General features: G+C 57.1%; 11 protein-coding genes and 1 pseudogene. 6 read left to right on the forward strand and 6 right to left on the reverse strand.

Annotated elements, in window-relative coordinates; all coding sequences use genetic code 11:
- Positions 1-441 (forward strand): annotated as a pseudogene (locus ABX749_RS08400) (carboxylate--amine ligase); the annotation flags it as partial.
- 17 nt (positions 442-458) lie between these two features.
- On the opposite strand, the gene ABX749_RS08405 reads toward ABX749_RS08400, so the two are convergent.
- The 4 genes from ABX749_RS08405 to ABX749_RS08420 all read right to left on the reverse strand — a co-directional run bounded on the left by ABX749_RS08405 (position 459) and on the right by ABX749_RS08420 (position 4157).
- Complete coding sequence (locus tag ABX749_RS08405; RefSeq protein ID WP_372895584.1) at positions 459-1844, reverse strand: phosphatidylserine/phosphatidylglycerophosphate/cardiolipin synthase family protein; 1386 nt, start codon at positions 1842-1844, stop codon at positions 459-461.
- Between the two features lie 141 nt (positions 1845-1985).
- A complete protein-coding gene (locus ABX749_RS08410) occupies positions 1986-2693 on the reverse strand; it encodes a CAP domain-containing protein (protein WP_372895585.1) in 708 nt (235 codons plus the stop codon).
- 38 nt (positions 2694-2731) lie between these two features.
- Positions 2732-3280 (reverse strand): DUF421 domain-containing protein, encoded by a 549-nt coding sequence (locus tag ABX749_RS08415; protein WP_372895586.1) that lies wholly within the window; start codon positions 3278-3280, stop codon positions 2732-2734.
- Between the two features lie 4 nt (positions 3281-3284).
- Entirely contained in the window at positions 3285-4157 is an 873-nt protein-coding gene (locus tag ABX749_RS08420) for a DUF1206 domain-containing protein (protein WP_372895587.1), read from the reverse strand.
- 257 nt (positions 4158-4414) lie between these two features.
- Here ABX749_RS08420 and ABX749_RS08425 point away from each other — a divergent pair, with 257 nt between their 5' ends.
- The gene (locus ABX749_RS08425; RefSeq protein ID WP_145217310.1) at positions 4415-4747 is read left to right on the forward strand and encodes a hypothetical protein; all 333 of its coding nucleotides are present in this window, start codon (positions 4415-4417) and stop codon (positions 4745-4747) included.
- Positions 4748-5066: 319 nt separating this feature from the next.
- Here the strand turns inward: ABX749_RS08425 and ABX749_RS08430 are convergent, their stop codons facing one another.
- Complete coding sequence (locus tag ABX749_RS08430; protein WP_372895588.1) at positions 5067-5783, reverse strand: DUF998 domain-containing protein; 717 nt, start codon at positions 5781-5783, stop codon at positions 5067-5069.
- A 411-nt stretch (positions 5784-6194) separates the two neighbouring features.
- Here ABX749_RS08430 and ABX749_RS08435 point away from each other — a divergent pair, with 411 nt between their 5' ends.
- Complete coding sequence (locus ABX749_RS08435) at positions 6195-7304, forward strand: hypothetical protein (protein ID WP_372895589.1); 1110 nt, start codon at positions 6195-6197, stop codon at positions 7302-7304.
- 100 nt (positions 7305-7404) lie between these two features.
- Here the strand turns inward: ABX749_RS08435 and ABX749_RS08440 are convergent, their stop codons facing one another.
- Positions 7405-8463, reverse strand: coding sequence for a sodium:calcium antiporter (locus ABX749_RS08440; protein WP_372895590.1), 1059 nt, complete (start codon positions 8461-8463; stop codon positions 7405-7407).
- Between the two features lie 411 nt (positions 8464-8874).
- Here ABX749_RS08440 and ABX749_RS08445 point away from each other — a divergent pair, with 411 nt between their 5' ends.
- From ABX749_RS08445 to ABX749_RS08455, 3 genes are all read left to right on the forward strand, one after another.
- Positions 8875-9234, forward strand: coding sequence for a hypothetical protein (locus ABX749_RS08445; protein WP_372895591.1), 360 nt, complete (start codon positions 8875-8877; stop codon positions 9232-9234).
- 104 nt (positions 9235-9338) lie between these two features.
- Positions 9339-10421, forward strand: a complete 1083-nt coding sequence (locus ABX749_RS08450) for an AI-2E family transporter (protein ID WP_372895592.1) — start codon at positions 9339-9341, stop codon at positions 10419-10421.
- Positions 10422-10587: 166 nt separating this feature from the next.
- The coding region (locus ABX749_RS08455; protein ID WP_372895593.1) for an NAD-dependent epimerase/dehydratase family protein at positions 10588-11124 on the forward strand (537 nt) is incomplete at its 3' end.

Genomic DNA, 11124 nt, shown 5'->3' on the forward strand with positions numbered 1-11124 from the left:
ACGATTGAGTTTCGTGGTGCCGATGTGATGCTGGCGGTGGAAGAGACCGTCGGTTATGCAGGCCTGATACGGGCCATCGTGATGCAAGCGATGCAAGACATCCATTCGAATCGAATCAACCGACCGAAACGAAGGAGTTTGCTGTCGTACGCGATGTGGCATGCCGCGCGTTATGGCATCAGCAAGGACCTGGTGGATCCACTAACCTGCGAAAAACTCGCCGCCAAGGAAGCCGTGAATCGGTTACTCGACGAGGTGCGTCCGTCTTTGGAAAGGGCCGGCGACGAGCAGTGCGTCAATGGTTACGTCCAGCGGCTCTTTGATGTGGGAATCGGAGCAGACCGACAGCGAGCAGCAGTCGGTCCGGATGGCGACGTGGCACAGGCGGTCCATTACGCAATCAGCGAAACGGGACGCAGTGCGGTGGTCAACGAATGCTGAACGGCTGAAAGCTCGGCCTACAGTTCGGATGCAAACATTCGGACGGCGGTCGCCATTGCCGACTGAAGCCTGGTCCGTTCCTTCGATTTGGATTCACATTTGTTCGCCAGTTGCTCAAACCAATCGCTCACCACCGCGATGGTCTCTTTGTCGTGAATCGCGATCGACAACTCGTAGTTCAAGTAGAACGAACGAATGTCGAAATTGGCCGAGCCGACCAAGGCGACCAGGTCGTCGACGATTCCGATTTTGGCGTGCACCATCCGGTCCATGTGTCGGTGGATCTTGCAGCCCTTTTCGACCAGATCCTCGAAGTAGTCTTCGCGGGCATAGTCGACCGGTCTCAGATCACTGACCTGTGGGATCAGGATTTGAACGTCGATTCCCCGCCGGCACGCCATCTCCAGCGATTGCATCGCGTGGGGTGGCGGCACGAAATAGGGCGTGCAAATCCAAATGCGATGTTTGGCTTGATTGATGGCGCACTGCCAAAAGTCGGCAAGGATTTCCTCGGGACCGTCTGGACCGATCGGCATGACCGTGATTCGTGAACCGCTCTTCGAATCCGCCCTGTCGTTCTCGGTCAATTCACTCGGCGGCAAGTCTTCGTCCGTCTCAAAATTCCAATCGCTGCAGAAGACAGACTGCAATTGAGTCGCCGCGGGGCCTTCGATGAACAGACTCATGTCGACCCACGCGTCTTCATCAGGCGGATCGGCGAGTTCGTCTTCGACGATGTTTGCCCCTCCCAAAATGGCCCGTTCACCGTCGACCACGGCCAGCTTTCGGTGGTTGCGAAAGTTTAAATAGGCGAGCCGCGAAAGTTGGGACATGCGTTTGAATCGATGGACGCGTCCACCGGCGTCCTCCACACGCTGCAGCAGCTCCTCGGATAGGAAAAACGACCCAAAGCCGTCGACCAGCAACCGGACCTGAACTCCACGACGGGCTTTGTCGCACAACAGATCGACGAGCTTGATGCTGCTATCCTTCTCATCCATGATAAAGGTCATGACATAGATGGCTTTCTCCGCACTGGCAACCAGTTCGATAAAGGCCTCGCGAACCTCTGGCGGATCACTGAGCAATCGAACTTGGTTGCCCCATGTCGGTGGACACAGGTCTCTCGCGACCAACAGCCGCTCGACCGCATCGCGTGGCTCTTCGGTGGCACCTGGAAAATTCGGAATCTCCACCAACTTGCGGGTCACGTGCTCTTCAGAAATCTTCCGCCCACCGAGCCAGAGAAAAAGCAGCAGACCGATGGGCGGAGACAGCAGAATGAGCCCCAGCCAACCGATTCGACCAACGTTGTGCCGTTCCTCATTACGGATCATCGTCATTGCCAGGATCGTCAGGAAGGCTCCGACGACCGAACTGATGTAAGCGACGATCCAAATCATGACGAAGTCCTTGGCGGTCCGTGTCCGGCTGAAACAGGAAGAGAAAAACTGAGCAATTGTTCGTCGGTTTGTGTAGTGGACGCCGCGTGCATGCGGCAGCACCAGTCTACGCGACGCCTGATGCTGACGCATTGACGTTTATCAACGACTCAGTCCATCGTCTGAAATGGACAGTTCGATGGAGTCCTTGACTTCGATTTTCGAATCCGATCCGGTCAAGCTTAACGTTGCCGGGAAACAGCGTTTCATGGTGATGATGGAGCGTGACGGAAGTTCGACTTCGTCTTCGCTGTCGTTGGAGGTGACGACGAGCGTTTGATTTTGTTTGGTCGTGTTAGTCACTTTGACTTGGATTGCAGCTGATTTCGGCCGTCCGAACAATTGGACGGCGTAATACGTCACGCCATCAGTGGTCGCGACCGAAACGCCGGTTTCGGTGACGAAGTCGGCCAAAATGTTTTCCCGGTGTGGCGGCGAGTCGATCCAGCCTTGCACGAAGACTTCGGTCAGCGACTCTGCCGTGACCTCACCGGTGTTCGTGCGATAGGCGATATTTTCACGCACCACGCAATACTGATAACCGGCGTCTTTGGCACGCTCGGCCGGTGTGCGGCCGTCGGCATGGTGACCATACTTTCCCGATTCTGCCATGAAGGTTGCGAATTTGGATGCCGTTGCGACCAAATCATCGTTCGAACGGACCGGCGACAGGTCATGTTTTTCCCGATAGTCGTTGGTCTGATCCACGATCGCCTGCTGCACTGCTTCAACCATCTTGCTCTCGGGATCGTCAGCGTGGATCACCGTGCTCACGGCGACCAACAGGAGGAGGGCTGCAGATTCTCGCATTTTAGAATTCCAATGGTGGTTGGGGACGGGACAACGGTTTAACGACTTTCGAACAGTCGTTCTGCTCCGATGACGGAGCTGAACATTGCGGGTTCTATTTTTGGGTCGTCGGCGGAGTGCAAGACGGACACGTCACCCGTGGTCTCAAACACCACCGCCTTGACCTGATCGAAACTCATCGCATTGGCTTCGCGGAGCTTTGCGTAGAGATCACTCTCGGTCATGTTGGCTTGGCGAAGATTGTCGTGCAGGATTTCTGAGCCTGCCATCAGCAACAACGGCTGATTGTCGATGGTGTTGCCAACCCGGCCTGAGCGCACCCTCAATGCCGCCAGGAACCACTGGGCCCCAAACAAACAGAGGATTGCAAACATTCCCATCAGGAGTGTCGGCGACGGTCCGGAAACGGTCGACCCGAACATCGATCCGACGGCAATGGTCATTGCAAAATCGGCAGCCGACATCTTTGAAAAACTGCGCAGACCCACGATTCGTGTGTAGACCAAAATGCTGGCGTACACCACCATCGCTGACAGGGCAATCATCGCCAGGTCTTCCGCAGTGGCGGAAATCCATTTTTCAAACATCGGATCACCCTACGTTGAACTTGCGGAACCAGCCCAACAACATCGAGTGGACCGCGTAGCACATCAGTCCAAACCCGGTGATGCCGAGGAGGACCTTTCCGTAGGCTTGTGAGGCGATCGCAGCCAAGGCGTCACTCATGCCGGCGATCTCACCATCGGACGTCCCCTGGACTGCCGAGATGGTGATGAAGGTGCCGATGATTGCGAATGCGATGCCACGCGTACTGAGCCCCATTCGGCCAACGTGCAGTGCAATCGTGCGAGTCGTTTCGCTCATCGCGCCCAAATCATACTTCGTCATGAACTTGGCCTGATACGCCTTGTAAACCAAATAGAACGCGACCCCGATGGTGATGACGCCCGCAATCGCCAGCACGATTCGTCCCCAAGTCGAATCCAACAACCAACTGCCAGGCCCACCCTGGGAGTTCCCCGAACTCGACGTCAGCCCCAATGCCATCGATCCGGCATATCCGCCGAGTGCAAGGTATGTCAGTCCGCTAATCACATAACCGATGCGTTTGAAAATGCCCTTCAACTCTCGCCCCTCGCCTTCGGTGTCTTTCGCCGCTTGCACCCATCGCCATGCGGTGTAACCGAGCAACCCGATCGCAACCAAACCAAGCAACAATCGGCCAAAGGGTTGTTGCCCGATCTCTTGAATCGCTTCTCGCGATCCCGAGATTTCCCCCCCCGCCCCGATCGCCAACTTGAAGGCCAGGAAGCCGATGATGAAGTAGACGACACCCTTGGCGACATATCCCGAACGCCCCAGTGTTTCGATCCACGACGGGACCTCCGGCATCGAACGGGTCTCAAATCCGTGCCACGAGGGACGGTTGGATGCACGGGACGTCGAAGCTTGATGGGTGGACATGAGACGAATTCCAATGGGAACGGAGGACGGTGGATCTGGACAGTGGACGTGGACGGTCGACGTGGACGGTCGACGTGGATGGTGGCAAGAGCAACCCCAAGCCCTGTCGCTGCCTGGGGGCAAACAGCGTGCCAAGGGATGTACCCCGATTCACCGGGTCGTTTATTTGGCACAGTGTTTGCTTCATCTGCCGCTGAGCCGGCGTCAGTCGATGTCCGACTGCACGGCAAGAGAACGAAACCAACGAGGAAACCAAAATGAAGTATGCACTGAGCCTGTTGATGCTGACCGCTGGAATGACCATGGTTGGATGCAATGACAGCGTGTACGACGAACAAGCAGACGCCGTCCGCGAAAGCTCTCAGGAATACGCTGAAAGCGTTCGCGAACAAGCCGACAATCAGGCCGAACAGGTCGAAGACCGCTATGAAGCTGCCAAGCCGGCGTTAGAAGAAGCGGCCGATGAGAAAGCGGATGCGATCGAAGAACGCGGCGAAGAGAAAGCCGACGCAATCGAAGAAGCCGGCGAACAACGCGCTGACCAACTGGAAGAGATGGACGATGAGGAAGTCGTCGAAGAAGTCGAGTGATCCGTCGCCGGGATAAACACGCCCACGCGTCGACAGCTTCTTTTCCCCGTCGCTTTCTAGGAGAATTTACGGTCTGTTGAACCAGCCGACCTTGCCAATGCAACGCGATCAGGTCAGGTGCGACGTGTAAGCGGGGGGCACCGCGCGGCCCCTCGCTAACGCGTGCGGGCTTCAATCGACAGGCCATTTCGACACCGGCAGTGGTCACCCCACTGCCGGTTTTTTTGTCGGGAGCTTTCACCTCACGTGAAACGCACCGCCCGTCACGTCACTGCCTCGGTCAACCGAGTTGTCCCGAACCGGTCCGTTGTCCGCCGGTTTACGATCCTCGCCGCCAGCCATCATTGGCCGGCAATTGACCATCTGGTCGCTGATCGTCCAACACCAACTCGGACGCGTACGCCAAGACGTCCACAGCGATTTCGGCAACGATCACCCGTCCTTTCGCGAGCCAGGCCGCCGCGAACGACCACACCGCGATCGATTCCATCCACAGCAGAAAATTAAAATCGTTGAACCACTGCTTCCATCGGCCGCCGAGTAGAAACAAATACGCGGCCATGGCGACCATGCAGAGCAAGATGACCAATCCACTGGCTCGGTAGATCCAACTCCGCTCACGCAGGTGTGGCTCTTGTTCAAGTCTCGCGTCACGCGGGAAGTGGTACAGCGAGTAACACGCCAGCGTCAGAAAGAACACGCCACCGCTGACGGTATGCAAATAGCCGCTCAGCGATTTTTGCACAAGCGGATCGCTGGCATAGTCCAGCGGGAACAAGGCGATTCCCAACGCTGAAACGCCGCCGACATTCGCCGACCAGTTTTCCACCCAATCGTAGCCGCGATAGCAGAATAAAAACACGCCGATCGCACACAAGGTCCCGACGAACACATCGCGCATCGGCGTGTGGTAATAGCTGCTCATGTTGTCCTGAATCGGGACGCCGGCGAGCCAACCGCCGCCGACAAGCATCACAGGGAGCGCCAGCCCGCTCAACCCCACTGCACGCCGGATCGTCAGATACGAAGCAACCAACGTGCTCGTACTCGCGGGCGCATCATGAATCACTTGAGTGCCTGGATAAGGTGATGATCGATCAGATCCGTCAATTTTAGAGCATGTCGCGTGCCATTGACAATTGCGGCTTCACAATCACGTCTTCGGTCACCGCAGCGGCATTCCCGATGTCATTTGCCGGTCCGCACCGTAGGCGCCCGCGACTCCACCAAGGCATTCGGCATCGCGTTTGCAACTGAGCATAAGATCAATACCGCTAAGTTAACATCAATGCGGTGCCTCTCGCGCTGGCGCGAACCGGCTGATATCAAACGAATATCAGCCGTTTGGCGCGAGCCTACGGGCCCTCACCTTAGGAAACGACGCTTAACTTAGCGGTATTGAGCTCAAGTTAGCAGAACGTTTCCTCCCTTCCAAAGCGAGATGGCGATGTCCACGATCACCAATGAATTCACACCAACGCGTCTGAAAACGGGCGATTTGAAAGAACTGGCCAATACAAGTGCGAATCCTTGTGTCTCGATCCTGATGCCGACCTATCGACGTGGCCCCGAGACCCAACAGAACGCGATTCTTTTTAAGAATCTACTCGGTGACGCGAAACGGCAACTCGAGGCGGCCGGCCATGACTGTTCGATCGTTGACCCCCTTGAATCGCTTTCCGCCAAGTACGATTTCTGGCAACATCAAAGCGAAGGACTGGCCATCTTTGTGACGCCCGAAAAAACACGTCTTGTCCGCGTCAACCGATCCTTGCCAGAACGTGTCTTCGTGGGGGAGACGCTTTGGCTGCTACCGTTGGTAAAGCAGTGGAATACGGGCGACACCCAGTTTGTTCTCTCGTTGACCTGGGACAGTGCCAGCCTGTTCCGATTCGATGGCGAATCGCTCGAACTGATTGAGACCGACGTGCTTCCAGCGACCTTTCACGATCTCGTCGTGCCGCGTGATCCTGAAGAGAGTTTGCAGAACACGAGCCACCGCAGCCACGGAGGCGCCGGGGCGACGTCGACGGCGATCTATCACGGCCATGGAGAAGGCGAAGATAAAATTGAGGCGGATCGAGACCAGTACCTTTCGCTGGTCGGCGATCAGGTCGCTGCGGCGATCTACAACACCGGCATTCCGTTGGTGTTGGTCGCGACAACCGAAGTGGCAGGCCATTTCGAAGCAACGACCGACGTGAGCGTCGACGCCAGGATCGAAGGCAGCCCCTCTCAATGGAGTGACCAGGAACTGCGGGAACGAGTCCTCCAAGCGGTTTCCGACCAACCGAGTGGTGGCAGCGAAGAGGATCTGGACCAGTTCGCCACCGCCATCGCGCAGTCACAAGGATCCAGCAAGCTCTCAGAAATCGTCGCCGCCGCGGCGAACGGACGCGTCGATTCGTTGTTGATCTCCGCGGACGAAACGGATACCGACGCGACGCAACGGAACACGGCTGTCGTCGAGACCCTGCGTCAGGGAGGACGCGTTTACCGCTGCGAGCCGGATCAGATGCCGGAAAACGCAGCGGTCATGGCCATCTTCCGCTACTAAGCGACGAGCAGTCAATGACTGGTCGATCACCAACCAAACCGGGCGGTGATTGACCGCAATGGCGGTCGCCGGAATCCTGGCTGAACAGCGTGGAGTAAATTTACAGCGTCGAATAAATCACTAATCCGATGCCGTACACCAGCAAGACGGCAAACGAGTCGGTGCCCATCCCCAGAATCGTACGGTCACGCCGCTCCAGAATCCCCCACAGGTACAGGCTGGTGACGATAATCCCCAGCGCGGCGAGGAAGCCGGACGACGGGGCCATGGCGTCAAAAATCACACCGTCGCGATAGGTCAGGTCGGCCGGCAAGAAGAGCGCGATTTCAATTGAATTGGTCCCCAGAATGTTCGCCGCTGCCATACTGTAGGCTCCGAACCGAACCGCCGAATACGTCGTGCTGACCTCCGGCAAACTGGTTGCCAACGCGACCAACGTCGCTCCGACGAGACTCTGCCCGATCCCGGTTTGTTCGGCAATCGCTTCGCCGGTTTTCGCCACGAAGAATCCTCCGATCAGGACGGCAAGTGAGGCGATCGCGAAGAAACCGACCAACGCCCTGGTCGAGGTCTCTGCGTATTCGGATTGGTAAGCATCCTTGAGATCACGCGCCGATTCGGGCGGCTGGGCCAAGTCACCACTCGGTTTCCAACGTGGGTCGCCTTCGTAACGATAGATCACCCACACGGAAAAGACATAGAAACCGAAGATCACCAGCGGCCACAGGCCGACGTGAGCGATGGCCCCCAATTCGCCGCTGCTGAGCGCCGCGGCCGCAAGCGCGATCAGTGCGATCAACATCACCCCAACCATCAGCAACGAGGAGCGAGGTGAGAACAACGTCAGTGCTCGGCCTCGTAGCACCACCGCGTCGATGATCCCCAGCACCGCAATCTGCATGGCGACTCCGCCAAGCAGGTTCGCTCCGGCCAGCTGCGCCGCACCTGAGTACGCGGCTGTACAGGTCGTTGCCACTTCCGGCAGGCTCGTCGCCCCACCGAGCAACAGAGCACCGGCGAGTGCTTCACCGATCCCTGTTCGATCGGCGAATAAGTCGACGTAACGGCTAAGTTTTGTGCCTGCCAGCCAAACCAGGATCGCCCCGGCCACGAAGATTGCGGCGTTGGCCAGCAACGGAAGTTCCAAGAAAGAAATCATGCTCGATCGCCGGTGCAACGAACATGCCAGTCGGGTCGTATCGAGCGTTCACGCGACCAGTACCTGTGTGATGCACCTGGGTGACAAGAACACCAGTTCATCCGACATTGTCCCGCCAAGGGCACGCCGCGTCGCGATCCATTGGCATATCGATTGCTCTCCTTCCCGGATGCAGAAACCATTCCGGGGCAGTGGAACGGGCCCCAACAGCAATTCGATTGAGCGACTGTTGGCGATCCTTGGACACTGCACCTGACACTGCATTCCCAATCGAACTGGCTGGTCAAAATTTGATCGGCTTGGTCGCTGGGCATGACCGCTGAAGTGCCGGTGACGTTGAAAAATGATTCATCAATCCAGCGCAACACTCGGTCAGTGCTTACCAATGAACTTCACACAGAAAAACGAAACATGAGCAATACAAATCCGCAGATCGAAAAACAACTCGACAAGCTTGCCTCGATCTGTTGCACGCGGCTGGAGCACTCTTCGACGGATCCGACATTGGATGATTCGTCAATCGATGAACTACTGAAGTCGCTGTTGATGAGTGGCTATGCTCGCCATGCCGACCGGTCGTTACAAGTTGACATCGAGAATCGCGTCAAAGACATGTGCCGTGAACCAGCGATGCATCGGGGCGGCGGGTTGTCAGGACTGACCGAGCAATTGCAAAACAAGTTCAACCAACTGAAAAGCTGGGAATCGCGTCAACCCGACGACAAGAGCAAGGCCAAAGCGGCCAACATCAGCTCAGCGACGGACGCGTGAGCCACTCGTTGCCCCCAAAGGGACTCGCCACGCTCCCACAACAGCTTTGTTGGATCGACACGATGGAGTGATCCTAGAAAACTTCCTAAAGAGAGCTGCCAGATATGCCACGCAACCTTTCGTTCTGGCTATTGATCGCATCGGTCGCTCTCTTCGGGTTGCTGTTCTTTCACGTCATCAAGCCGTTTATCGTGGCGATCTTCGTCGCCTTGGTATTGACGGTGTTGTTTGCACCGTTGCACCGCTGGTTGACCGAGCGGTTCGCCGGTCACGCGCGAATCGCGGCCGGCGCGACGACGTTGCTGGTGGTCACCGCAGTGTTGCTGCCCATCGGCGTCACCTTTCTGATGGCCGGTACCCAGGTCATGCAGATCGGAGCCGACGTCGCCGGGAGATTCGAGGCCACCTCTTCCAACGGAATCGAGGAGACAGTGGAAATCATCGAGGCGACACAGATCGGCGATGCGATCGAACAACTCAACGCGAGTTTGCCAGAACAGCAGCGGCAACACTTAAGGCGAGCGGTCTTGCGGATCACCGACGGTGTGACGGTGGAATTGTACGATAAGACGCGTGGATTGCTCTCGGACTTCTTCACGTTCGCCGTCAGCCTGGCGATCATGATGCTCGCGCTTTACTATTTCCTCGCCGACCGCGAAGTGTTCTTGCATGAACTGCATCGCATGATGCCGTTGAAAAACCAGGAAGAACAACGATTGACTGAGCGTTTTCAGTCGGTCTGTCGCGGCGTCGTGTTAGGAACCGTGGTGGCCGGCGTCGTGCAAGCGGCATTATCCGGCGTTGCCTTCGCAGTCTTGGGGATCCCGAACGTCTGGTTGCTGATCGTGCTGACGATGTTCTCTTCGTTCATCCCTTTGCTGGGATCCGCCGCCGTCTGGGGTAGTGTCGCGGCGTGGCTGCTGTTTAATGGGCATTATGCATCCGGAATCGGGCTGGCGGTTTATGGCGCGGTGGTTGTCGCGTCATCGGACAACCTGGTTCGTGCCTATGTGATCGGCAATCAAGCAAAGCTACATCCCTTGGTTGCGTTGGTGACCGTGCTGGGGGCGCTTAAGTTGATGGGGTTGTGGGGCATCTTCGTCGGCCCAATGGTTGCCGCGTTCTTTTATGCCCTGCTGAACATTACCCGTGATCGTGTTGCCAACCAAAGACAGCTGGCTGCATGACCGCGGCTTGCAAGTGCGGAGTCATCGCGGTCGTCCGCAGTGACTTGGCGTTCGCAGTGACTTGGCGTTCGCAGTGACTTGGCGTTCGCAGTGTTTTGGCATTCGCAGTGGCATGGTGTTTGCAGAGTCGAATAGGCGTACGTCTTCTTTCCAAGCGGAGTGATTCATGTCTGTACCACGTCCTGCCGTCATCGTCACGGGAAGCTCGGGTCTGCTGGGGCAACCGGTTTGCCGCGCGTTGGCCGATCGCGGTTATGAAGTGTTCGGATTCGATCGAGTCGGATTGCCTGAGCCGCCGAAAAGCCACGCCAACGTCTATGACATCGAGTGCGACTTGACCAGCTACGAGAATGTGCGAGGCGCGGTCGCGGACGTTCGACGACGCACCGATGGCAAACTCGCCAGCGTCGTTCACCTGGCGGCGTACTACGATTTTTCCGGAGAAGACAGCGAAGCGTACGACGAAGTCACGGTCAACGGAACCGATCGGTTGCTCAACGCGCTGGACGAGTTCGAACTGCAACAATTCATTTTCAGCAGCACGATGCTGGTGCACGAACCGTGTGAGCCGGGCCAACACATCGCTGAAAATGACCCGCTGTTAGCGAAGTGGCCCTATCCCGAAAGCAAAATCCGAACCGAACGGCTGATTCGTGAGGGTCACCCCGGCGTGCGATCCGTGTTTCTGCGGATCGCCGGCGTC

The organism is Stieleria sp. (genome assembly GCF_041595215.1).
GTDB classification, from domain to species: domain Bacteria; phylum Planctomycetota; class Planctomycetia; order Pirellulales; family Pirellulaceae; genus Stieleria; species Stieleria magnilauensis.

Bases quoted from the DNA above. Each gene is read 5' to 3' on its own strand.
- ABX749_RS08405 (WP_372895584.1), bottom strand. From the start codon at position 1,844: ATGATTTGGATCGTCGCTTACATCAGTTCGGTCGTCGGAGCCTTCCTG.
- ABX749_RS08410 (WP_372895585.1), bottom strand. From the start codon at position 2,693: ATGCGAGAATCTGCAGCCCTCCTCCTGTTGGTCGCCGTGAGCACGGTG.
- ABX749_RS08440 (WP_372895590.1), bottom strand. From the start codon at position 8,463: ATGATTTCTTTCTTGGAACTTCCGTTGCTGGCCAACGCCGCAATCTTC.
- ABX749_RS08445 (WP_372895591.1), top strand. From the start codon at position 8,875: ATGAGCAATACAAATCCGCAGATCGAAAAACAACTCGACAAGCTTGCC.
- ABX749_RS08450 (WP_372895592.1), top strand. From the start codon at position 9,339: ATGCCACGCAACCTTTCGTTCTGGCTATTGATCGCATCGGTCGCTCTC.
- ABX749_RS08415 (WP_372895586.1), bottom strand. From the start codon at position 3,280: ATGTTTGAAAAATGGATTTCCGCCACTGCGGAAGACCTGGCGATGATT.
- ABX749_RS08420 (WP_372895587.1), bottom strand. From the start codon at position 4,157: ATGTCCACCCATCAAGCTTCGACGTCCCGTGCATCCAACCGTCCCTCG.
- ABX749_RS08425 (WP_145217310.1), top strand. From the start codon at position 4,415: ATGAAGTATGCACTGAGCCTGTTGATGCTGACCGCTGGAATGACCATG.
- ABX749_RS08435 (WP_372895589.1), top strand. From the start codon at position 6,195: ATGTCCACGATCACCAATGAATTCACACCAACGCGTCTGAAAACGGGC.